Source organism: Pseudomonas sp. Mn2068 (genome assembly GCF_049319725.1).
GTDB classification, from domain to species: Bacteria; Pseudomonadota; Gammaproteobacteria; order Pseudomonadales; family Pseudomonadaceae; genus Aquipseudomonas; species Aquipseudomonas gingeri.
This window is the reverse complement of the sequence record NZ_JBMOUG010000003.1, coordinates 392,239-413,550: the sequence shown is the minus strand read 5'-3', so window position 1 is coordinate 413,550 and position 21,312 is coordinate 392,239. Positions and strand designations below refer to the sequence as shown.

Below are 21,312 nucleotides of genomic sequence, written 5' to 3'. Positions count from 1 at the left end.
TGCATGTCGACGATCGAGGCAGGCAACGGTCCACTCCCTCAGGAGGCTCCATGAACCTCGACTCCACGACGCTGGCCTATCAGTCCGGCTTCGGCAATGAATTCAGCAGCGAGGCGTTGCCCGGTGCCCTGCCGGTCGGCCAGAACTCGCCGCAGAAAGCCCCCTACGGGCTCTACACCGAACTGTTTTCCGGCACCGCCTTCACCATGGCCCGCAGCGAAGCCCGGCGGACCTGGATGTATCGGATCCAGCCGTCGGCCAATCATCCGGCGTTTGTCCGGCTCGACCGGCAACTGGCCGGTGGCCCGCTGGGCGCCGTGACTCCCAACCGCCTGCGCTGGAACCCGCTGGAGATTCCGGCCGAACCCACCGACTTCATCGATGGCCTGGTGGGCATGGCGGCCAATTCGGGCGCTGACAAACCGGCGGGCATCAGCATCTACGGCTACCGGGCCAACCGCTCGATGGAGCGGGTGTTCTTCAATGCCGACGGCGAACTGCTGCTGGTGCCCGAACTGGGCCGCCTGCGTATCGCCACGGAGCTCGGGGTACTGGAACTGCAACCGCTGGAAATCGCCGTGCTGCCCCGGGGGCTGAAATTCCGCGTCGAACTGCTCGATCCCCAGGCCCGCGGCTATATCGCCGAAAACCACGGTGCCCCGCTGCGCCTGCCGGACCTCGGGCCGATCGGCAGCAACGGCCTGGCCAATCCCCGTGACTTCCTCACGCCGGTGGCCCGTTACGAAGACCTCAAGCAACCGACCACCCTGGTACAGAAATTCCTCGGTGAGCTGTGGGGCTGCGAACTCGATCATTCGCCGCTGAACGTGGTCGCCTGGCACGGCAACAACGTGCCGTACAAGTACGACCTGCGCCGCTTCAATACCATCGGCACGGTCAGCTTCGATCACCCGGATCCGTCGATCTTCACCGTCCTGACCTCGCCCACCAGCGTCCACGGCCTGGCCAACCTCGACTTCGTGATCTTCCCGCCGCGCTGGATGGTGGCCGAGAACACCTTCCGGCCGCCGTGGTTCCACCGCAACCTGATGAACGAATTCATGGGCCTGATCCAGGGCGCCTACGACGCCAAGGCCGAAGGTTTCCTGCCGGGCGGGGCCTCCCTGCACAGTTGCATGAGTGCCCACGGCCCGGACGGCGAAACCTGTAGCAAGGCGATTGCCGCCGACCTGGCTCCGAGCAAGATCGACAACACCATGGCCTTCATGTTCGAGACCAGCCAGGTGCTGCGCCCGAGCCGTTTCGCCCTCGACTGCCCGCAGTTGCAGAACAATTACGACGCTTGCTGGGCGACGTTGCCCGCCACCTTCAACCCGGATCGGAGATAACCCATGACTCAACCAACCCTCACGCGCAGCTGGGTTGCGTCTGCCAACGGGCACGCCGACTTCCCGTTGCAGAACCTGCCCCTGGGCGTTTTCAGCCGTCAGGATTCGACCCCGCGCAGCGGCGTGGCGATCGGCGAGCATATCTTCGATCTGCAGGCTGGCCTGGAGGCCGGTCTGTTCGAGGGGGCCGCCAGGGCCGCGGTCGAGGCCACCCGGGGCGGCCAGTTGAATGCCTTCTTCGCACTCGGTCGCAGCGCCCGCGTGGCCCTGCGCGAGCGCCTGCTGGAACTGCTGGGTGAAGGCAGCGAACTGCGCGGCCAGATCGAAGCCCTGGGCACGAACCTGCTGCCGCTGGCGGCGGATTGCGTGATGCACCTGCCGGCCAGGATCAGCGACTACACCGACTTCTACGTCGGCATCGAACACGCGCAGAACGTCGGCAAGCTGTTCCGTCCGGACAATCCGCTGCTGCCCAACTACAAGTACGTGCCCATCGGTTACCACGGCCGGGCCTCGACCATCCGCCCGTCCGGCACCGATGTGCGCCGTCCCAAGGGCCAGACCCTGCCGGCCGGGCAGAGCGAACCGGTGTTCGGCCCCTGCGCGCGCCTGGACTACGAGCTGGAGCTGGGGATCTGGATCGGCCAGGGCAATGCCATGGGCGATTCGATTGCCATTGCCGACGCGGCGGAACATATCGCCGGTTTCTGCCTGCTCAACGACTGGTCGGCGCGTGACGTGCAGGCCTGGGAATACCAGCCGCTGGGGCCGTTCCTGTCGAAGAGCTTCATCACCAGCATCTCGCCATGGGTGGTGACCGCCGAGGCCCTGGCCCCCTTCCGCCGGGCCCAGCCGCCACGCCCGGCCGGCGACCCGCAGCCGCTGCCGTACCTGTTCGATCAACACGACCAGGAAAACGGTGCCTTCGATATCGAACTGGAAGTGCTGTTGCTGACCGAATCGATGCGCGAGCAGCAACTGCCGCCCCAGCGCCTGACCCTGAGCAATACCCGCCACATGTACTGGACCGTGGCGCAGATGGTTGCGCACCACAGCGTCAACGGCTGCCAGTTGCAGGCCGGCGACCTGTTCGGTTCGGGTACCTTGTCCGGCCCCGAGGCCGGGCAGTTCGGCAGCCTGCTGGAGATCACCGAGGGTGGCAAGAAACCGGTGGAGCTGGCTTCGGGCGAAGTGCGCAAGTTCCTCGAGGACGGTGACGAAATCATCCTGCGCGCCCGTTGCAGCCGTGAAGGCTTTGCCTCCATCGGTTTCGGCGAATGTCGCGGCAAGATTCTGCCGGCGCGTTGAGAGGAGCCCGCCATGGAGCTTTACACCTATTACCGTTCGACCTCGTCCTATCGCGTGCGCATCGCCCTGGCCCTCAAGGGCCTGGATTACCAGGCGCTGCCGGTCAACCTGATTGCCGCCGGTGGCGGCGAGCACCGGCAGGCGGCGTACCTGGCGATCAACCCGCAAGGGCGGGTGCCGGCGTTGCGCACCGATACCGGTCACGTACTGACCCAGTCGCCGGCGATCATCGAGTTCCTCGAAGAGCGTTATCCCCAGGTGCCGCTGCTGTCCCGCGACCTGCCGACCCGCGCCCATGAGCGGGCGGTGGCGGCGCTGATCGGTTGCGACATCCATCCGTTGCACAATGTCAGCGTGCTCAACCTGCTGCGCCAGTGGGGGCACGACGAGGAGCAGGTGCAGACGTGGATCGGGCACTGGATCAGCCAGGGGCTGGCCGCCGTCGAGCAACTGATCGGCGACATCGGCTACTGCTTTGGCAATGAGCCAGGGCTGGCCGATGTCTACCTGATTCCGCAGTTGTATGCGGCCGAGCGCTTCAAGACTTCCCTGGAGGCGTATCCGCGCATTCGCCGGGTTGCCGCATTGGCGCAGCAGCACCCGGCATTTATCCAGGCCCACCCGGCCAACCAGCCGGATACCCCGGCCTAGCAAGACGCGATCCTGCTGAATCGCCCTCGCGCTCCGGCGTGGGGCGACCGGAGCGCCGGTGCAAGGCGCTGTTGCCCGCATTTCATGCATAACCATAAAAACAGATCAGGTACCTTGCGATGCACAATCAGATTGCCAGCTTTCGCGCGGCGCTCGACGCCCGGCCGGTGTCCCGCTATCAATGGTTGCTCCTTCTGCTTCTCGCCCTGTTGCTGGTCACCGATGGCTATGACGCCCAGGTACTGGGTTACGTGGTGCCCGCATTGGCCCAGGACTGGGGGGTGGAGAAGGCGGCCTTCGGCCCGGTGTTCAGTGCCAACCTGCTGGGCCTGACCCTGGGCTCGTTGCTGGTCACGCCGCTGGCCGACCGCCTGGGTGTGCGCCGGGTACTGCTCTGCTGCGTGCTGATCTACGCCTGCCTCACGGTGTCGATGGTGTTCACCCATTCGCTGGACAGCCTGATGGCGGCGCGCTTTATCTGCGGGATCGGCATGGGCGGTGCGATGCCTAGCGCGATGGCGCTGATGTCCGAGTATTCTGCGCCGCGCCTGCGGACCCTGATGGTGACACTGGCCGCCTGCGGTTTTTCCCTTGGGGGCGCCGCGGGCGGTTTTGTCGCCGCCGGCTTTATCGATCGTTTCGGCTGGCAGGCGGTATTCCTCGCGGGAGGTGTCACACCGTTGCTGCTGTTTCCGTTTCTCTACCTGTTCCTGCCCGAGTCCCTGTCGCGCCTGCTGCGTGATCCGGCGCCCTACAGCCGCCTGTTGCGGGTAAGCCGGCGCATGCTGCCGGACTGGCAACCGCCGACAGCGACCCTGACGGCAAATCCGCAAGATCAGGGCAGCAGCCGGTTTACCGTCATCGAGTTGTTCCGCAACGGTTATGCCCGACCGACGTTGCTGATCTGGGCGACTTTTTTCGTCAGCCTGATCCTGCTGTATTTCATGATCAGTTGGCTGCCGAGCCTGTTGCTGGAGGGCGGCTTGAAACTCAATGAGGCCAATCTGGTGACCTCGATGTTCCTGTTCGCCGGTACCCTGGGGGCGATCGCTCTGGCCTGGTTCGCCGATCGCCTGCGCAGCAAGGCGCGGCTGCTCTCCTGGGTGCTGGCGGCTGCGGCGCTGTGCACGATATTGCTGGGGCTCAATCAGGAAAATCCACGCCTGCTGGTGCTTTGTGTGTTTGCCGCCGGCTTCTGCATCATTGGCGGGCAACTGACGCTCAATGCCTTCACCAGCAATTTCTACCCGGCCCATGTGCGGGCGACCGGGGCGGGCTGGGCCCTGGGTGTCGGTCGCTTTGGCTCGATCCTTGGCCCGCTGTTCGGCAGCCTGCTGCTGGCAATGCACATCCCGGTCCAGCAGATTTTCTTTTTCTGCGCGATTCCGGCGCTGATCGCGGCGCTATTGATCGTTCAGGTGCGTGCACCGAAGGACGCGGCGACCGGCTTGCCCGAGGCGTGCCGGATCGGCTAATGCACCACGGTATTGGGCGGCAGTTGTCCCAGTCGTTCGGTCAGGCGCAGACGTTGGATGGGGTCTTCGCTGAGCAGCAGGGCGCGCTCCAGGTCGTAACGCTCGGCCCGCGGGCACTCCAGCTTCTGGTACAGGCTGGCACGGGCCAGGTAGTCGCTGGCATTGCCCTGGCCCAGTTCCAGGACCCGCTCGGCATCCCGCAGCCCGGCCAGGAAGTCATCGTTGGCCAGGTGCAATTGCCGCAGGTTGCGTGACAGGCGCTGGAGCATCTGTACCGGCGTGGCGGTCTGCATATGCTCGGCGCGCAGAAGCATGCCGGGGCCGTACTGGCGACTCAGCAGTTCACGGCAATCGTTGGGATAGAGACGGCGACCGCCACAAGGGTCGAGCAGATGGTCGGCCCCCGGCACGCGGAGGAGGAAGTGTCCGGGGAAGTTCACCCCCACCAGCGGGATCTCCAGGCAACGGGCCAGCTCCAGCGCAATCAGCGCCAGGACCAGCGGCTGGCCGCGCTTGCGTTGCAGGACCTTGTCGAGCAACGCGGCATGGGGACGCAGCGGGGTGAATTCATCCTGCTGGAAGCCCAGGTCGTTCAGGCGGCGCAGCAGCGGTTGCGCCAACTCGCTGACCGGCAGCATCGGCAACCCGGCGCTGACCCGCTGCTGCAGGTCCTTGAAGTCCTGCAACAGAGTGTCGGGCCGCACCTTCGGATCGTGCTCGGCGGCCAGCCACAGCGCGGCTTCGAACACCGCGGGCGGAGTGCGCTCCAGGCAGGCAAAAAAGGCTTGGCGGGGGTTCATCGAAATCTCCGGCTGATGCTCCGTTTTAGCCCTGCGGCGGGGTTTCGTCCAGTGCCTTCGCAGCCCGGATGAGTTATGTCATAAAGCCTGGCAACGCGCGCCGGCTTATTCCCCGGTACTTCGGCATTCTTTGCGGCGAAGCCTATACTCGCTGTACAAGAAGTGATCAGGGGGCTATTCGATGTTTGCTCTCATGCAAAGCACTCGCCTTGAATCGCTGCACCTCAGCGTCGACCCGGTGACCGGGTTGAAGGCGGTGATTGCCATCCATAACCGTCGCCTGGGACCGGCCCTGGGCGGCTGTCGTTACCTTGCCTATCCCGATGATGAAACGGCCATGATCGATGCCATTCGCCTGGCCCAGGGCATGAGCTACAAGGCCGCTCTCGCCGGGTTGCCGGTGGGCGGCGGCAAGGCGGTGATCATCCGGCCGCCCCATGTCGAAAGCCGGGCCGCCCTGTTCGAGGCGTTCGGTCGCTGTATCGAACAGCTCGACGGTCGCTACATCACCGCGGTCGACAGCGGTACCTCGACCGCGGACATGGATTGCATCGCCCAGTACACCCAGCATGTCACCAGCACCACCAGCGCCGGCGATCCGTCGCCCCATGCGGCCATGGGCGTGTTCGCCGGCATCCGCACCACCGCCATGGCGCGCCTGGGCAGTGACAATCTCGAGGGGCTGCGGGTGGCGGTGCAGGGCCTGGGCAATGTCGGTTATGCCCTGGCCGAGCAGTTGCACGCGGCGGGGGCGGAACTGCTGGTGAGCGACAATGACCAGGGCAAGGTGCAACTGGCGATGGCACAGTTCGGCGCGCACCCGGTGGCCACCGAGGCGTTGATCAGCACGCCCTGCGACATCTTTGCCCCCTGCGGCCTGGGCAATGTCCTGACCAGCCAGAGCGTGATGCAACTGCGTTGCGCGGCGGTCGCCGGTTCCGCCAATACCCAGCTGACCAGCCTGAGTGTCGCCGACCAGTTGGAAAAGCGCGGGATCCTCTACGCACCGGACTACGTGATCAACTCCGGTGGCCTGATCTATGTGGCGCTCAAGCACCGGGGCGAGGAACTGCCGAACATCACGGCGCACCTGTCGCGGATCGGCACGCGCCTGACCGAAGTCTTTGCCCATGCCCAGGCGGAAAAACGCTCGCCGGCGCGGGTCGCGGACGAGCTCGCGGAGCGACTGCTGTACCGTTGAGCCGGTGGGAGCCGCGTGCCGGCGATGAGGCCGGCCAGTCTGGTGCCGTCCCGAAGGACGTCGTCGCCAGCAAGCCGGCTTCCACAGGGCAGAGCGCGGTGTATTACTCGGCGGGGTCGGCCGAAAGCAGCTCGGCCAGGGCATCCGGCTGGCTCTTGAAGGCCTTGGCAAACACATCGCGATTCTTCGCCATGTAGATACCGGCTTCTTCCACCTGCTGCTCGCTCAGCGAGGGCACGGCTTTCTGCAGGACTTCAGCCAGCAACTCGGCCAGTTCGAGCATCTTGTCATGACGATCAGCTTCGGCTTTATCCATGAACAGGCGCTCCAGATCTCGGCTGCTGCGGTATACCACTTCGACGGCCATTTACCACCTCATATGCCTTCACGATAAATTGTCTTTTGCGATTACTGTATTTATATACAGCATAAAGAATAAGCGAATCCCCAGGGTTTGGGTAGTGGCTTTTTAATGTAGCCGGGTTTCGAGGTTTGTCAGGGCAATCGAAGCGCCGCTTTCAAGGGCAGCCCCTGCCTGTGGAAGCGGGCTTGCCAGCGAAAGGGCCGGCACAGGCAAAGTCCAACGTGTCTTGAAACATATGCCCACCATCTCATCCAGGCTTCTGGCCTTTTTTCTGCATGCATGTCGTCGCCTGCAGCAGGAAGCCGCGGCATGCAGTGAAACAGTCACCTTCAACCCGCATCATCCGATCGAACCGATCTAAGGACGTGCACCGTGAAAATCAATTGGGCCGAGCAACTGCGGCAAAACGTGCACCAGGTGGCCGAGTCCCTGGGTAACCTGTTCGTCGAGTCCTTCCATTACCTGGCGCTGTTCGCCATCGGTGGGGTCACGGCCTGGGCGGCGGTGATGGAGTTCCTGGTGATGATCGAAGAGGGTCACATCAAGATCGACGACATCCTCTTGCTGTTCATCTACCTCGAACTGGGGGCGATGGTCGGGATCTATTTCAAGACCAACCACATGCCGGTGCGCTTCCTGATCTACGTGGCGATCACCGCGCTGACCCGGCTGCTGATCTCCAATGTGTCGCACCACAATCCTCCGGACATGGGCGTGGTCTACCTGTCCGGGGCGATCCTGCTGCTGGCGTTCGCGATCCTGGTGGTGCGCTATGCCTCGTCGCAGTTCCCGTCGGTGAAGATCGAACACCCACAGCGCAAGACCGGCGAAGGCTCCAGCGAGCATCCGGAAGTGGAGAAGGGCGAAATCTGAGCCCTGCCGATCGTTCCCACGCGGCGCGTGGGAACGATCGGTCAACGATTCAGTTGACCCACACCCCCGCCCGCAGATGCCAGCCATCGCCCAGCCGTTCCCAGTGCGGGTGCACATAGCGGTAGCCCGGGCGCACGGGTTCCCAGTGCCCGTGCATCGCCACGTAACGGCGACCGTCCCAGTGCCAGTAGCCACGGGCCCAGACAAAGCCGGGCCGGTAGGCCGGTTCCACTTCGATGATTTCCTGTGGCGGTGGTTGTGGCGCCACCACCTCGACGTAACGCGGTCCCGGACGCTCGACGATCACCGGGCGCTCGTGCACCACCCGCTCCTGCACGCAGCCCGATGCGGCGACGACGACGGCAGCCAATGCGGCATAACGAAAAAACATCAGACCTCCTCGGGGGTGTCCCGGACATGACGTGTTTCTTGTTGAACGACAGGGCCGTCACAAGTGACCGGCTATGCTTGTTTGTAACAGCCTGTGTCTGTCCATTGCCTGAAGCCGCAGGCTTTTTCCGTTCGGCGTGACACCGTCTGTCGGCACGCGGCAAGGTGAGGGTCTGTCAGCATCCGGACAGGCGATCGGGTAGACACTGGCATCGTGGTGGATGACGTTTTTTCCCTTAGCCAGGAAGCCTTTTGCATGCCGCTTGTTCGTGCCGTCCTGCGACCTTTTTGTCTGTCCCTCTGCGTGGGCCTGTGCCTTCCCGTGCCGGCCATGGCCGAGCCCCTCGCTCCCACCGATTCGGCCTGGCTGCGGCGTGACGGTTTCGACCTGGATGCGGCGAATGTCGCGCGCTTTCGGGCGATGGGACGGGCCGGGTTGCTGCAGGCGCAACTGAGCGATCGCATCCGCGAGCCGTTGCCGGCGTCCATCGACGCCCAGTTGCGCAGCTATCCGATCCTGGCGAACCCGTTGCAGGCGACCCTGCTGGCGTTCAGGCAGTCCCAGGAACAGCTCAAGTCGATGCCCGAGGGCGACGCCCAGGTGGCGGCGAAAAAGGCCATGCAGCAGCAAGCCAATGATGCCGCCGACCAGGCGCGGCAGATCGTCCTGTTGCGGGCGGTGTATGGCAGCAACCAGCTCAAGGAACAGCTGGTGTGGTTCTGGCTCAACCACTTCAGCGTCTTTTCCGGCAAGGGCGCGGTGCGCCTGATGGCGGCGGACTACGAGGAGCGGACGATCCGCCCGCACGCCCTGGGCAAGTTCAAGGATCTGGTGCTGGCCACGCTGAAAAGCCCGGCCATGCTGGAGTACCTTGACAATGCGCAAAACGCCAGGGGCAAGGTCAATGAAAACTACGCCCGTGAATTGATGGAGTTGCACACCCTGGGCGTGGGTTCCGGTTACACCCAGCAGGACGTCCAGCAACTGGCCCTGATCCTGACCGGCGCGGGCGTCCTGCCGATGGACGGTCGCCAGCAGAAGTTCGGGCCGCGGGTGGCCGCCCAGGTGGTGCGTGACGGTATGTTCGAGTTCAATCCCAAGCGTCACGACTTCAGCGACAAGGTGTTGTTGGGGCAGTCGATCCCGGGCAGCGGCTTTGACGAGATCACCCGTGCCGTCGAGTTGATCACCCGCCAGCCAGCCTGCGCCCGGTTCATTTCCCGCAAGTTGGCCGAGTACTTTGTCGCCGATCAGCCGCCCCAGGCGCTGGTGGATCGCATGGCGCTGACCTTCCAGCGCACCGACGGCGATATCGCCCAGGTCATGCGCACGTTGTTCGAGTCTCCGGAACTGCTGCAAAGCGCCGGCAGGAAGTTCAAGGACCCGATGCAGTTCGTGGTCTCGGCCGTGCGCCTGGCCTATGACGGCAAGCCGATCGCCAACCCGCGTCCGCTGCTCAACTGGCTGAACCAGCTGGGCGAGCCGCTGTTCGGTCGCCAGACCCCGGATGGCTGGCCGCTGGATGCCGCCGGCTGTGCCAGCTCCGGGCAGATGTCCAGGCGCTTCGAAATCGCCCGGGCCATCGGCGCGGGCAACAACCGCCTGTTCACCGCCGAAGGCAGCCAGCAGGTCGGTGGCGGTTTTCCGTTGATCACCACGCCGCTGTACTACGACGCGATCGGCCCTCATCTGTCGGCGGCGACGATGGCGGCGCTGAACCAGGCCAGGTCGCCCCAGGAGTGGAACACCTTTCTGCTGTCCTCGCCGGACTTCAACAACCGTTAACCCTGCGCATTAGCCAACACAAGGTGCCGTGATGAATCGTCGAGACTTTCTCCAAGCTTGCGCGGTGGCCGCGACAACCCTGCCGGGCTTGTCGTTTTCCGGGAAGCTGTTCGCCGCACCCGCATCGGCGCCTCGTTTCCTGATGGTGTTCCTGCGCGGTGGCTACGACTGCAACAACCTGCTGGTGCCGTACGCCAGCGATTTCTATTACGAGTCGCGCCCGACCCTGGCGATTGCCCGGCCCGATCCGCACAACATCGACAGTGCCATTGCCCTCGATGCCCACTGGGGTCTGAACCCCGTCCTGCGCGATTCGCTCTATCCGTTGTGGCAGCGCAAGCAGATTGCCTTTATCCCCTTTGCCGGGACCGATGACCTGTCTCGCAGTCACTTCGAAACCCAGGACAATATCGAAGCGGGCCTGCCCGGCGGGCAGCACGGTCATTACGGTTCGGGCTTTCTCGCGCGCCTGGCGGGGACGGTGCCGGGCAGCGCGCCGATTGCCTTTACCGATGCACTGCCCTTGAGCTTCCAGGGTGGCAAGGACATTCCCAACCTGTCGCTGCGGGGCGTCTCCAAACCGGTGTTCGACGATCGCCAGTCAGCGATCCTCGCCGCGATGTACCAGGGCACGCCGCAGGCCGCCTCGGTGTCCGATGGCCTGGAGTTGCGCCAGCAGGTGTCCAGGGATCTGCAGGAGGAGATGATCAAGGCCGGGCGTGGCGCACCGACGGCGAAGAACTTCGAGGTGGAGACCCGACGCATCGCCACCTTGATGCGCGAGCAGTATCGCCTGGGCTTCGTCGATGTCGGCGGGTGGGACACCCACGTCAACCAGGGGGCTGTTCGCGGGCAGTTGTCGAATAACCTCGCCAATCTCGGACAGGGCCTGGCGGCCTTCGCCGAGGCCATGGGCGACCAATGGAAAAACACCACGGTGGTGGTGGTTTCCGAGTTCGGTCGGACCTTTCGCGAGAACGGCAACCGCGGCACCGACCATGGGCATGGCACGGTGTATTGGGTGCTGGGCGGCAGCGTGCAGGGCGGACGGATCGCCGGCGAGCAGGTCGCGGTGAATGCCGCCGGCCTGCTGCAGAACCGCGATTATCCGGTGCTCAACAATTATCGTGATGTGCTCGGCGGTGTGCTCGGGCGCGGCTGGGGTCTGTCCGGTGCGCAACTTCAGACCGTTTTCCCCGGCGCGCGCCCCAATGGGTTGCAGTTGCTCTAGAGGCCATTGGCCAGATAGCTGCGGCCCTGTGCGGCGACTTTGGGCGGCCGGGCCAGCAGCTTGAGGCTGTCGCTGTCGGTCATCGCGGTGAGGATATCCAGGGCGCTGTGGCCCTGCTCGATGGCGATGCCGAACTGGACGCTCTGGATCAGGCGCTTGAGGCGTTGCGGGTCATTGCGTTGCGCGGCGCTGATCATCCGTTTGGCGACGACCCCGCCGGCATTGGACAAAGTGAGCATGATGCTGCCATCCAGGCGTTGCAGGCTCAGGTTGACCCGGTACTCGGGCTGGAAGGCGTCGTTGATCAACTGAAAGGGATTATCCATGGTCTTCACCGCTCTGATCGAAACATGCAGTCATTGACTGGTCGGTATCCGGATTGGTTCGCTATTCCGGACCACTGGCAGGTCGACTGCCCTGGCCTCATGCCGGGGCAGGACCTCATCAATGACTTAGCAAGCCCTGTGCCGGTTGGACGACCGTTCAGTAGTAACGACGTGGATCAGAGTCGATCAGGCTGGCCAGCTTGGTCAGGGCGAAGCGCAGTTCTTCGCGGCTGGTGGGCGACATCAGCACGATACGCACGCTGCGGGTCGGGCTGCTGCGCTCGGCCTGGAACTGGGTGCCGCTGAGCACCAGCACGCCATTGGCCCGGGCCAGCAGGGTGAACTCGTCGCCGCTCCAGGGTTCCGGCAGGGTCAGCCAGAGATGGTAGCCGTGGGGCTGGGCGCTGATCTGCAAACCGCGGAAGACTTCGGCGGCGATGGCCTGGCGAGCTGCCGCCTCCTGGCGCTGGACCTGCACCAGCTGGGTGTCCAGGCCCTCGGCAAGTACCGTGCTGGCCAGTTGCGCGGTGAGCGGCGAGGGCATCCAGATGCTGCTGCGGACCATGGATGTCAACCGCGAGAGCAGTTTCGGCGGGCTGTACAGATAGCCGATGCGCAGGGCCGGCATCACTGCCTTCGACAGGCTGGTCAGGTACACCGAACGCTCCGGGGCATGGCTGGACAGCGGCCGGATGTCCGGGTCGGTGGCGAGGAAGCCGTAGATGTCGTCATCGACGATGATGAAGTCGAATTCCTCGGCAATCGCGGCGATCTGCGCCCGACGCCTGGCCGACATGATCGCCGTGGTCGGGTTCTGGCAGGTGGCGACGCAGATCAGCAGCGCCGGTTTTTCCTGGCGACAGCGTTCGCGCAGGGCTTCGGGAATGATCCCTTCCTCGTCCATCTCGATGCCGCCCAGGCGCCGCTCCAGGCCGTGGGCCAGGGAGATGATGCCGGGGTAGCAGAGCGACTCGCAGAGCACCAGGTCGCCGCTGTTGCTCAGGGCGCTGATCGCCACCATCAGGCCATGCTGGGCGCCAGCGGTGATCACCACTTGCTGCCAGCGGGCGTCGGGCAGCGCATGACGCAACCACTGCGCACCGGCTTCGCGATGGGCCGGATGGCCGCCGTCGGGGGCGTAGTCCAGGGCACGGGTGAAGTCCGGGTCGTTGGCCAGGGTCACCAGGGCATCGCGCAGGCCGTGTTCGAGGGTGTCGCCATGGGGCTTGATGATCGACAGGTCGAGCAGGTCGCCGGGGCCGCCGCTCAGCAGCGCCGGGGAGGGCGGGCGGGAGGGCGTCGACGGGTTCTGTTCGAGGACGTAGGTGCCACGCCCCACTTCGCCCTGCACCAGCCTGCGCCGCTGGGCTTCGCTGTAGGCGCGGCTGATGGTCCCGGGGGTGACGTCCAGGGCCTGGGCCAGCTCGCGCAAGGTCGGCAGGCGATCGCCGGCGCGCAGCCTGGTGCTGGCGATATCCCGCGCCAGGGCATCGGCGATGGACAGGTACACAGGTTGATTGAAGTCGCCGAGTTGAGGAACCCACATGCGTATTGGCTGCCGATCAGGGAAATTGAGGACCGGGGGAGCTTATCACAGGGGCGAAACAATAAATTGGATTGAGTCTATTGAATCGAATCAATTATTCAGAATAGACTGATAGTTCTTCGATTCAATCGAATCAATGCCTTTCCCTCCTTTTCTCTACGGGCCCCGATGCCATGAGCAGCCTCAGCAAGGATTTTTCGTTATCGGCGGTTATCGCCGGCTTTATCGCGGTGATCATCTCCTATGCCGGACCGCTGATCATCGTGTTCCAGGCGGCGTCCCAGGCGCACCTGTCGAATGACCAGGTGTCGTCGTGGATCTGGGCGATTTCCATCGGCAGTGGCGTGACCGGCCTGCTGCTGAGCTGGCGCCTGCGGATTCCGGTGATCACCGCCTGGTCGACGCCAGGGGCGGCGCTGCTGGTGTCGATGCTGCCGACGGTGTCCTTCGCCGAAGCCATCGGCGCCTACCTGGTGGCCTCGCTGATCATCGTCGTGGTGGGGTTGTCCGGAGCCTTCGACAAGCTGATGAATCGCCTGCCCAGGGCGATTGCGGCGGCGATGCTGGCGGGGATCCTGTTTCGCTTCGGCGCCGAGCTTTTCACTTCGATCCGTGTGCAGCCGGCGCTGGTGCTGTCGATGATCGCGGCCTACCTGGTCTTCAAGCGCTTCTCGCCACGCTACGCGATTCTCGCGGTGCTGCTGGTCGGCTGCGGCTTCGCGGCGTCCATGGGCGAGTTCCAGGCATCGGCGATCACCGTCGCGGTGGCGCAGCCGATCTTCACCGCGCCGCAGTGGAGCTGGCACGCGATCATCAATATCGGCCTGCCCCTGGCCCTGGTCACCCTGACCGGGCAGTACGTGCCCGGCATGGCGGTCCTGCGCACGGCGGGATACCTGAATCCGGCCCGGCCGATCATTTCCCTGACGGCCATCGGTTCGCTGCTGCTGGCGCCCTTTGGTGCCCATGGCCTGAACCTGGCGGCGATCACGGCGGCGATCTGCACCGGTCGCGAGGCCCACGAGAACCGTGACAAGCGCTATATCGCGGGGATCGCCTGCGGGGTGTTCTACATCCTCATGGGCACCTTCGGCGCGACGCTGGCCTCGGTGTTCAGCGCCTTGCCCAAGGAGCTGATCGCCTCACTCGCCGGGTTGGCCCTGTTCGGCGCGATCAGTGCCGGGTTGAGCGGGGCGATGGCCGACGAGAAACAGCGCGAAGCGGCGCTGATCACCTTTCTGGTGACGGCGTCGGGCATGAGTTACCTGGGATTGGCGGCGGCGTTCTGGGGGTTGATCTTCGGCCTGGTGGCGCATTTTGTCCTGAGCTACACCCGCGAACGCCAGGTGCCGGCGGGGCAGGGCAACCACTGATCGGGACAGGCAGGGAAGTCCGGTTCGGGAAAGGCTTGCGGCGAGCGCGCAGCTCGCCTTTTCTGGCAGGGTTGTATCAGAAAATGACAACAAAGCACCCCGACCCAACTCCCGACCTTACCAGTGCTTTTGCTGCTTGTCCGGCTTTTTTCGTCGGAAAAATTTATCTTTCAAAAAGGCTTGAATTGTTTTTTCAGCTGCCCAACTCTGTAAGCAAGAGGTCACGTTTTGCACCGCCTCCCAGCGGTGTGACGAGACTCTTGCGAGCTAGCTGAAATAAGGGAATAACTATGCAAATCCAAGTCAATAGTGATAACCATATTCAAAGCAGCATTCGACTGGAGGAGTGGGTCCGCACAACTGTTGAGAGCGCGCTCGAACGTTATGAAGAAGACCTGACACGGGTCGAAATTCACCTGAAGGACGAGAACGGCGACAAGCCGGGTCCGCACGATATGCGCTGCCAGATGGAGGCGCGGCCAAAAAACCATCAACCGATTTCGGTCACCCATAAAGCCGATACGCTGGAACAGGCGATCGATGGGGCGGCCATCAAGCTGGAACATGCGCTGGAACATCTGTTTGGCAAGCTGCAAGCCAAACGCGCGGCGATCATCAAAGGCGAGCGCCGCGACCTGGGGGACGCTCTGCTGGAAGAAGAGTTTGAAGAAAAAGAGCGCGTACGCCTGGCCGCCAATGGCTGATCGTCAGCGCTGAAGGAACCACGGGCCCGCATTGCAGGCCCGTTTTTTTTGCGTGCTGATCAGGGCGCTCAGAAGGCCACGGATGTCTGCAGGTACACCGTGCGCGGCTCACCCACGTACTTGCCCTTGTTGTTGTCTTCGAACGAGCGGGTGAAGTACTGGTGGTTGAAGATGTTCTTCACGCCCACCGCGACATTCAGGTCCGACAGTTGCGGGCCGAAATCATAGGCCGCGCGGCTGCTGAACAGCATGTAGCCGGGGATGCGCCCGTTGCTGCCGTCGGCAGTCTCGGCCGAGGTATTGGCGTTGTCGGCGAATTGGCTGCTCTGGTAGCTGCTGTCCAGGTTCAGCTTCCAGTGGCCTTCGGTGTAACCGACTCCCAGCGTGCCCTTGTGCTTCGAGGAAAACGGTACGCGATTGCCCTTGTTGGGGCCGTCTTCGCGAATGGTCGCATCGACATAGGCATAGGTGGCGTAGACATCGAAGCCCGCCAGTGCCGGGCTCAGGCCGTCCAGGGCATAGTTGACGCTGGTCTCGATGCCCTGGTGCCGGGTTTCGCCGCGGGCGATCACCGTGTCGTTGGTCTGGTTGCTCTCGTACTGGTTGTCGAAGTTGATCAGGAACGCGCCGATCTCCGCCCGCAGGTTGCCGTTGTCATAGCGGGTGCCCAGTTCCCAGGTGCGGGCCTTTTCCGGCTTCACTTCGCCGCCGGCCACGCGTTTCTGCATCTGGCTGTACTGCACGCTGCCGAAGGAGCCTTCGGTATTGGCGTAGAGATTCCAGCTTTCGTTCAGGTGATACATCACGTTCAGGGCGGGCAGGGCGGTGTTGTAGTTGCCCTTGTACTGCTGCTTGAGGAGCTTGTCGGTCTGCTGCGATTCGATCATTTCGTAGCGGATGCCCGGGGTGAAGGTCCACTTGCCGATATCGATCCGGTCGTCGATGAAGAAGGCGTTGGCTTCGGTGGCGCCACGGGTGTCGCGGTCGTTGCGGCTGTCGGTGGTCGGGAACACCTGGTTGGCAGCCAGCGGGGTGCGATAACGCAGTTCGTGCCCGGCTTCGTTGATATAGCGGTAGCCGACGCCCAGTTCATGCACGGTGTCGCCGAGGTCGAAGCCCTGGCTGAAACGGGTTTCCAGCCCGCGTACCCAGTATTCGCGGGGCGACAGCGAGAGGAACGTGCCCTGGTCCAGGTAACCGCTGCGCAGGGTCTTGGTAAAGAAGCTGTTGACGGTGAATTCGCGGCGATCCTCCTGGTAGCGATAACCGACATTGAACAGGGTCCGGCGGCCCCAGAAGCTGTCCTTCCGGCGGATCGACTGGTACGGGTCGGCCGCGTAGTCCGCGGTACTCAGGCCGCCGGGCATATCGGCCTGGCCCTCGTAGTACTGGGCCATGGCATTGAAGCTGTTGGCGTCGTCGAGCTGGTACTTGCCCTTGAGGATCAGATCGTCGATCTCGGTGTCGCTGTGTTCGCGCCAGTCGCCGCCACGGGTGCCGGAGTACAGCAGGGCGCCACCCAGGCCGTTGTCGGCGGTGCCGCCGGCCAGCAGGTTGCCGGTGCGCTTGAAGCCGTCCTGGCTGGACGATGGGCTGACTTCGGTCTGGAAGCCGCCCTTGACCGTCGGCGCATCGGGAATGGCGCGGGTCACGAAGTTGACGATGCCCCCGACGTTCTGCGGGCCATACCGCACGGCACCGCCGCCGCGCACCACGTCCACCGCGTCCATGTTGCCCATGCTGATCGGGGCGAACGACAGCTGCGGCTGGCCATAAGGGGCGAACGGCACCGGGATGCCGTCCATCAGCACGGTCGAGCGCGAAGCCAGGCGGGGATTGAGGCCACGGATACCGAAGTTCAGTGCCATATCATGGCTGCCGGTGCCGTTGTTTTCCGGGGCATTGACGCCGGGGATGCGGTTGAGTACATCGCGGGCCTGGGTGGCGCCCTGGCGTTCGAATTCTTCGCGGCGGATCACGTCGCGGGCACCGGGATGTTCGAAGACGTTGGTCTGTTCGGCGGCGCCGAGCCAGTCGCCGACCACGGTCGAGGCGCCGAGCTCCAGCGGGGCCTTGTCGGCGGCAGGCGGCAGCGGTTGCAGGCTGAAGGCGTTGTTGCCTTCGTCACGGGCCCGCAGGCCGGTGCCTTCGAGCAGCGCGTCGAGCCCTTCGGCGGTGCTGTAGTTGCCGTCCAGGCCATGGCTCTGCAGGGTACCGGTGACCTGGGAGCCGAAGGAGATCAGCACGCCGGCCTGGCGCCCAAACTGGTTGAGGGCGTTTTCCAGGGAGGTCGGGGCGATCTGGTAATGCCGGGCCTCGTCGGCCTGGGCCAGGGCGGCGAAGCTCAGGCTGGCGCCCAGCAGCAGGTGACGCACTGAGCGGGCGAGGGGCGTGAGGCGGGACGGCTGAGAGGGCATGTCGGTGATCCTGAGAAGGTGGAATCAAGGTGGCTTTCCTTCTCTGTCACGCGAGACTGAAAAAACGGCTCACTCTTTTTCAAGTTTTTCTGCGAGATGTCAGGCCCGTGCCTCGACCGTCACCCAGTAGCGGGTAAACCGCCGTACCCGCACCGGCAGGCTGACTTGCAGCAGGTCGAGGATGCGTTCGCTGTCGTCCAGCGGGTAGCTGCCGGAAATCAGCAGGTTCGCCACCTGTGGCGCGCAATGCAGCTGGCCGCGGCGGTAGCGGGCGACCTCGTCGAGGAAGTCCGCCAGGCGCATATGGGCCGCCACCAGCATGCCGTCGGTCCAGGCGCCGCTGCCGGTCGCCAGTGGCTGCGGCTGCTCCCAGCCCCGGCGGTTGAAACTGATCTGCTGGTTCTTCTGCACCGGCAAAGGCGCGCCGTTCCAGTCCCGCGGCTGCAATTCGACCTGACCATCGAAGACCGCCAACTGCGTGTGATCGCTCCACTGCCGCACATTGAGCCGGGCCTGTTGCGTGCGCACTTCGCCTTGCCCGGTCGAGAGCAGTAGCGGCCGGTTGTCCCGTGCCACGGTCAGCAGGATTTCGCCTTCGAGCAGGCGGATCAGTCGTTGCCCGGCATCGAAGCGTACATCGACGGCGCTGCCGGTATTGAGTTGCAATTGGCTGCCATCGGCCAGTTGCACCTTGCGTCGTTGTCCCACCGAGGTGCGGTAGTCGGCCAGCAGAGGCGTCAGCGGATTGTGTTCGTGCAGGCCCCAGCCCAGCGCCGAACCGGCCCCCAACAGCAGCAGGAGTTTCAGTGCCTGGCGCCGGCCGTGGCTGCGCGGGGCATTCAACGCGGCATGGGCCAGGGGCGAAGACAGTCCGCGCAAACGCTGGTTGACCCGCTGGATATGTTCCCACGCCCGCTGGTGTTCACCGTGGGCGGCCAGCCATTGCTGCAGGGCCTGCTGTCGGCGCGGGTCGAGTGGGCCGTCCTGGGTTTCCAGCAGCCAGTGCACCGCCTGCTCGGCCACCCGCGAGGAAAAATCCACCGGGCCGTTAATCGGCGCGCTCACAGGGCGAAGTAGCAGCGCAAGGCTGCCTTGTGCAGATGGCGCTTGACCGTGGCAATCGAGATGCCCAGTTCCCGGGCGATTTCCCCGTGGCCCAGGCCATCGACCTGGGACAGCAGGAACGCACGTTTCACCGGGCGCGGCAGGCCGTCGAGCAGTTGGTCCAGTTCGGCCAGGGTCTGCAGGATGATGGCCTTGTCTTCCTCGGACGGTGCGAGCATCTCGGGGAACTGGGCCAGGGTTTCCAGATAGGCCCGTTCCAGGTCCTGGCGCCGGTAGTGGTTACACAGCACACGCTTGGCAATGGTCGTCAGAAAGGCGCGGGGTTCGATGATCCGCGGTGTCTCGCGGGCCGTCAGGACCTTGATGAAGGTGTCCTGGGCCAGGTCCGCCGCGCTGTCCGGACAGCCGAGACGCCGCCGCAACCAACCGGTGAGCCAGCCGTGGTGAGCGTGATAAAGGACTTCGACGGTTTGCGCGTGGGGCACCGCGACCACTCCGGGAGCTTGCATGGATGCGTAAGAGAACAAGAATTGTTCGCATTGTAAGGGCCGCTCATGGCATTCGGCAATCCACCCGGATCAATGGCCGCGAAGGGATTTCGTCGGTGTCTTTTGCGTATGAGAATATTTATCATTAATATTGCGCGATTATTCGTTCCGGGGTGGTGCCGTTTTGAACCTGATGCTGACACCGCCTGAATCACCTGAGGCCAACGAGCTGGACAGCAGCGTCGGGCGCGCGCATTTCCTCCAGGTGTTCCTGTCCCAGCGCTCGCAGATGGAAGCGCTGGTCAGCCGTCGCGTCGGTTGCCGGGCGACGGCGGCGGACCTGGTGCAGGACCTGTTCCTGCGTTTCTGGCGGCGGCCGCTGGTGCAGGTGGAGGAGCTCAGCACCTACTTGCTGCGCTGTGCCGGCAACATTGCCATCGACCATTTGCGCAGCGAGGGGGCCCGCGTGCGAATCAATGAAGGCTGGCTGCCCGAGCAGCACAACGAGAGTCTCGAGCCCCAGGCCGCGCTGGAGGCGGGCAACGACCTGCGCCATGTCGAGGCGGCCTTGCGCGCCCTGCCTGAACGTACCCGGCAGATTTTCCTGCTGAACCGCATCCATGGACGCAAGTACGCGGAAATCGCCAAGGCCATGGGGCTTTCCCAAAGTGCCGTGGAAAAACATATGATGCGCGCGCTCGAAGCCTGCAAGGCCAGCCTTCGAGACCCCCAGATATCGCGCACGCCAGGGAATGCACCGAAATGAACAGCACCAGCGTCCAGGTGACGCCCGATCAGGAGCAGGCTGCGCTGGCCTGGCTGAGCCTGTTGCACGACCAGCCGAGCAGCGGCGACCAGGCGACCTTCAGCCGCTGGCTGCAGGCCGATCCGGCCCATGCCGAGGCCTATGCCCAGGCGCAGGTGCTCTGGGAATTGAGCGAGGTGCCGGCGAGCAGGCTGGCGCGGGAAGAAGCCTTTGCCTTGCAGGGATTCCTCAAGGCCATGGAGCGCCCGCCACGCCGCGCGCTGTGGCGCTGGTCCGCGCCGCTGGCGATGGCCGCCTGCCTGCTGTTGATGATTTCCCTTGGTGCCGGTTGGCAGCCGCAGCGCTGGTTCGACGACCTCGGTGCCGATTATGTTTCCGCGCCGGGGCAGATACGCACGGTGACGCTGGCCGACCAGTCGCAGGTGACCCTGGACACCGACAGCGCCATCGCCGTGGATTTCAGGGGGGGCGAGCGGCATGTGCGGTTGCGCCGCGGTTCGGCGTTTTTCAGCGTCAGCCATACCGGCGAACCCTTTGTGGTGGATGCCCGGGGCGGTGAAGCGCGGGTCCTCGGCACCCAGTTCGAAGTTCGCCTGCAAGAGGATGGTGCCCGGGTCACGGTGTTGTCGGGCCGGGTCGGGGTCACGCCGCGCAAGGGCGCGGCGCAGCAGGTGCTGACCGCCAACCAGCAACTGGCTTATGCCGATGGCACCGCGCAGCCGCTGCACAGCGTCGACAGCGATATGCAACTGGCCTGGCGCCAGGGCTGGCTGAATTACTCGAAGGCGTCCCTGGCCGAAGTGGTCGACGACCTGCGGCGCTACTATCCGGGGCGCATCCTGGTGTTCAACGACACGCTGGCGGCGCGGCGGGTCAGCGGCAGTTTCCCGAACAAGGACCCGCAGGCGGTGCTGGACTCGTTGCAGGGGGTGCTGGGATTCGAGCAGCACAAACTGCTGGGGCGGCTGATCGTCCTGCGCTGACGGTCTACCCTGATGATCGTTCCAACGCTCTGCGTGGGAATGCAGCCCGTGACGCTCTGCGTCACAACGGCGCACGCAGAGCGTCCAGTGAGGCATTCCCACGGGGATCGCGGCACGCTCAGAAGGGGCATGTGAAAAGAATTCAAAAAAGAGGTGAGGTAAACCCCGGCGTCATCCGTGTAGTGGGTGAAAGTGCGATGCATTCGCATTAATGGC

General features: G+C 64.3%; 20 protein-coding genes. 12 read left to right on the top strand and 8 right to left on the bottom strand.

Annotation, left to right across the window (positions count from 1 at the left end; all coding sequences use genetic code 11):
- The first annotated feature begins 50 nt into the window (after positions 1–50).
- The 4 genes from hmgA to ACL9RJ_RS09790 all read left to right on the top strand — a co-directional run bounded on the left by hmgA (position 51) and on the right by ACL9RJ_RS09790 (position 4,783).
- Positions 51–1,349: a homogentisate 1,2-dioxygenase gene (gene hmgA, locus ACL9RJ_RS09805; protein ID WP_177119600.1), complete on the top strand. Its 1,299-nt coding sequence runs from the start codon at positions 51–53 to the stop codon at positions 1,347–1,349.
- Positions 1,350–1,352: 3 nt separating this feature from the next.
- Positions 1,353–2,657, top strand: coding sequence for a fumarylacetoacetase (gene fahA, locus ACL9RJ_RS09800; RefSeq protein WP_177119601.1), 1,305 nt, complete (start codon positions 1,353–1,355; stop codon positions 2,655–2,657).
- Between the two features lie 12 nt (positions 2,658–2,669).
- Entirely contained in the window at positions 2,670–3,308 is a 639-nt protein-coding gene (gene maiA / locus ACL9RJ_RS09795; protein ID WP_422765185.1) for a maleylacetoacetate isomerase, read from the top strand.
- 119 nt (positions 3,309–3,427) lie between these two features.
- Positions 3,428–4,783, top strand: coding sequence for an MFS transporter (locus ACL9RJ_RS09790; protein WP_017126476.1), 1,356 nt, complete (start codon positions 3,428–3,430; stop codon positions 4,781–4,783).
- Here the strand turns inward: ACL9RJ_RS09790 and ACL9RJ_RS09785 are convergent.
- On the bottom strand, positions 4,780–5,583 hold the full coding sequence (locus ACL9RJ_RS09785; RefSeq protein WP_017126475.1) for a SirB1 family protein: 804 nt from the start codon (positions 5,581–5,583) through the stop codon (positions 4,780–4,782). The two genes, ACL9RJ_RS09790 and ACL9RJ_RS09785, sit on opposite strands and share 4 nt — an antisense overlap.
- A gap of 181 nt (positions 5,584–5,764) precedes the next feature.
- Here ACL9RJ_RS09785 and ACL9RJ_RS09780 point away from each other — a divergent pair, with 181 nt between their 5' ends.
- Positions 5,765–6,784, top strand: a complete 1,020-nt coding sequence (locus ACL9RJ_RS09780) for a Leu/Phe/Val dehydrogenase (protein ID WP_042935419.1) — start codon at positions 5,765–5,767, stop codon at positions 6,782–6,784.
- 103 nt (positions 6,785–6,887) lie between these two features.
- On the opposite strand, the gene ACL9RJ_RS09775 is transcribed toward ACL9RJ_RS09780, so the two are convergent.
- Complete coding sequence (locus tag ACL9RJ_RS09775) at positions 6,888–7,151, bottom strand: YebG family protein (RefSeq protein WP_017126473.1); 264 nt, start codon at positions 7,149–7,151, stop codon at positions 6,888–6,890.
- A 369-nt stretch (positions 7,152–7,520) separates the two neighbouring features.
- Here ACL9RJ_RS09775 and ACL9RJ_RS09770 point away from each other — a divergent pair, with 369 nt between their 5' ends.
- Positions 7,521–8,021: a phosphate-starvation-inducible protein PsiE gene (locus ACL9RJ_RS09770; RefSeq protein WP_017126471.1), complete on the top strand. Its 501-nt coding sequence runs from the start codon at positions 7,521–7,523 to the stop codon at positions 8,019–8,021.
- A gap of 49 nt (positions 8,022–8,070) precedes the next feature.
- Here the strand turns inward: ACL9RJ_RS09770 and ACL9RJ_RS09765 are convergent, their stop codons facing one another.
- A complete protein-coding gene (locus ACL9RJ_RS09765; protein WP_017126470.1) occupies positions 8,071–8,412 on the bottom strand; it encodes a YXWGXW repeat-containing protein in 342 nt (113 codons plus the stop codon).
- A 255-nt stretch (positions 8,413–8,667) separates the two neighbouring features.
- Between ACL9RJ_RS09765 and ACL9RJ_RS09760 the strand changes: the two genes are divergently transcribed.
- Positions 8,668–10,197: a DUF1800 domain-containing protein gene (locus tag ACL9RJ_RS09760; protein ID WP_422765184.1), complete on the top strand. Its 1,530-nt coding sequence runs from the start codon at positions 8,668–8,670 to the stop codon at positions 10,195–10,197.
- A 31-nt stretch (positions 10,198–10,228) separates the two neighbouring features.
- Complete coding sequence (locus tag ACL9RJ_RS09755) at positions 10,229–11,428, top strand: DUF1501 domain-containing protein (RefSeq protein ID WP_177119602.1); 1,200 nt, start codon at positions 10,229–10,231, stop codon at positions 11,426–11,428.
- Here the strand turns inward: ACL9RJ_RS09755 and ACL9RJ_RS09750 are convergent.
- Both ACL9RJ_RS09750 and ACL9RJ_RS09745 read right to left on the bottom strand, forming a co-directional pair.
- Positions 11,425–11,754, bottom strand: a complete 330-nt coding sequence (locus tag ACL9RJ_RS09750) for a DUF3509 domain-containing protein (protein ID WP_017126467.1) — start codon at positions 11,752–11,754, stop codon at positions 11,425–11,427. The genes ACL9RJ_RS09755 and ACL9RJ_RS09750 overlap by 4 nt on opposite strands.
- A 157-nt stretch (positions 11,755–11,911) precedes the next feature.
- Positions 11,912–13,300, bottom strand: coding sequence for a PLP-dependent aminotransferase family protein (locus tag ACL9RJ_RS09745; RefSeq protein WP_177108626.1), 1,389 nt, complete (start codon positions 13,298–13,300; stop codon positions 11,912–11,914).
- 173 nt (positions 13,301–13,473) lie between these two features.
- On the opposite strand from ACL9RJ_RS09745, the gene ACL9RJ_RS09740 reads away from it, so the two are divergent.
- Both ACL9RJ_RS09740 and ACL9RJ_RS09735 read left to right on the top strand, forming a co-directional pair.
- Entirely contained in the window at positions 13,474–14,673 is a 1,200-nt protein-coding gene (locus ACL9RJ_RS09740) for a benzoate/H(+) symporter BenE family transporter (RefSeq protein WP_017126465.1), read from the top strand.
- A 290-nt stretch (positions 14,674–14,963) separates the two neighbouring features.
- Entirely contained in the window at positions 14,964–15,377 is a 414-nt protein-coding gene (locus ACL9RJ_RS09735; protein ID WP_017126464.1) for an HPF/RaiA family ribosome-associated protein, read from the top strand.
- A 68-nt stretch (positions 15,378–15,445) separates the two neighbouring features.
- Here the strand turns inward: ACL9RJ_RS09735 and fecA are convergent, their stop codons facing one another.
- The 3 genes from fecA to ACL9RJ_RS09720 all read right to left on the bottom strand — a co-directional run bounded on the left by fecA (position 15,446) and on the right by ACL9RJ_RS09720 (position 19,344).
- The gene (gene fecA, locus ACL9RJ_RS09730) at positions 15,446–17,794 is read right to left on the bottom strand and encodes a TonB-dependent Fe(3+) dicitrate receptor FecA (protein WP_422765183.1); all 2,349 of its coding nucleotides are present in this window, start codon (positions 17,792–17,794) and stop codon (positions 15,446–15,448) included.
- A 99-nt stretch (positions 17,795–17,893) separates the two neighbouring features.
- Entirely contained in the window at positions 17,894–18,835 is a 942-nt protein-coding gene (locus ACL9RJ_RS09725) for a FecR domain-containing protein (protein ID WP_422765222.1), read from the bottom strand.
- A gap of 20 nt (positions 18,836–18,855) precedes the next feature.
- A complete protein-coding gene (locus tag ACL9RJ_RS09720; protein ID WP_017126461.1) occupies positions 18,856–19,344 on the bottom strand; it encodes a sigma-70 family RNA polymerase sigma factor in 489 nt (162 codons plus the stop codon).
- Positions 19,345–19,537: 193 nt separating this feature from the next.
- Here ACL9RJ_RS09720 and ACL9RJ_RS09715 point away from each other — a divergent pair, with 193 nt between their 5' ends.
- Together ACL9RJ_RS09715 and ACL9RJ_RS09710 are read left to right on the top strand one after the other, a co-directional pair.
- On the top strand, positions 19,538–20,113 hold the full coding sequence (locus ACL9RJ_RS09715; protein ID WP_042935455.1) for an RNA polymerase sigma factor: 576 nt from the start codon (positions 19,538–19,540) through the stop codon (positions 20,111–20,113).
- Positions 20,110–21,096, top strand: a complete 987-nt coding sequence (locus ACL9RJ_RS09710) for a FecR family protein (protein ID WP_017126459.1) — start codon at positions 20,110–20,112, stop codon at positions 21,094–21,096. Before ACL9RJ_RS09715 ends, ACL9RJ_RS09710 begins: the two co-directional genes overlap by 4 nt.
- Positions 21,097–21,312: the final 216 nt, after the last annotated feature.

What these genes read in the sequence shown, in the direction of transcription:
- ACL9RJ_RS09735 (WP_017126464.1), top strand. Translation starts at nt 14,964, where the DNA reads ATGCAAATCCAAGTCAATAGTGATAACCATATTCAAAGCAGCATTCGA.
- ACL9RJ_RS09775 (WP_017126473.1), bottom strand. Translation starts at nt 7,151, where the DNA reads ATGGCCGTCGAAGTGGTATACCGCAGCAGCCGAGATCTGGAGCGCCTG.
- ACL9RJ_RS09710 (WP_017126459.1), top strand. Translation starts at nt 20,110, where the DNA reads ATGAACAGCACCAGCGTCCAGGTGACGCCCGATCAGGAGCAGGCTGCG.
- fahA (WP_177119601.1), top strand. Translation starts at nt 1,353, where the DNA reads ATGACTCAACCAACCCTCACGCGCAGCTGGGTTGCGTCTGCCAACGGG.
- hmgA (WP_177119600.1), top strand. Translation starts at nt 51, where the DNA reads ATGAACCTCGACTCCACGACGCTGGCCTATCAGTCCGGCTTCGGCAAT.
- ACL9RJ_RS09760 (WP_422765184.1), top strand. Translation starts at nt 8,668, where the DNA reads ATGCCGCTTGTTCGTGCCGTCCTGCGACCTTTTTGTCTGTCCCTCTGC.
- ACL9RJ_RS09785 (WP_017126475.1), bottom strand. Translation starts at nt 5,583, where the DNA reads ATGAACCCCCGCCAAGCCTTTTTTGCCTGCCTGGAGCGCACTCCGCCC.
- ACL9RJ_RS09750 (WP_017126467.1), bottom strand. Translation starts at nt 11,754, where the DNA reads ATGGATAATCCCTTTCAGTTGATCAACGACGCCTTCCAGCCCGAGTAC.
- ACL9RJ_RS09780 (WP_042935419.1), top strand. Translation starts at nt 5,765, where the DNA reads ATGTTTGCTCTCATGCAAAGCACTCGCCTTGAATCGCTGCACCTCAGC.
- ACL9RJ_RS09765 (WP_017126470.1), bottom strand. Translation starts at nt 8,412, where the DNA reads ATGTTTTTTCGTTATGCCGCATTGGCTGCCGTCGTCGTCGCCGCATCG.
- maiA (WP_422765185.1), top strand. Translation starts at nt 2,670, where the DNA reads ATGGAGCTTTACACCTATTACCGTTCGACCTCGTCCTATCGCGTGCGC.
- ACL9RJ_RS09790 (WP_017126476.1), top strand. Translation starts at nt 3,428, where the DNA reads ATGCACAATCAGATTGCCAGCTTTCGCGCGGCGCTCGACGCCCGGCCG.
- ACL9RJ_RS09755 (WP_177119602.1), top strand. Translation starts at nt 10,229, where the DNA reads ATGAATCGTCGAGACTTTCTCCAAGCTTGCGCGGTGGCCGCGACAACC.
- ACL9RJ_RS09740 (WP_017126465.1), top strand. Translation starts at nt 13,474, where the DNA reads ATGAGCAGCCTCAGCAAGGATTTTTCGTTATCGGCGGTTATCGCCGGC.
- fecA (WP_422765183.1), bottom strand. Translation starts at nt 17,794, where the DNA reads ATGCCCTCTCAGCCGTCCCGCCTCACGCCCCTCGCCCGCTCAGTGCGT.
- ACL9RJ_RS09745 (WP_177108626.1), bottom strand. Translation starts at nt 13,300, where the DNA reads ATGTGGGTTCCTCAACTCGGCGACTTCAATCAACCTGTGTACCTGTCC.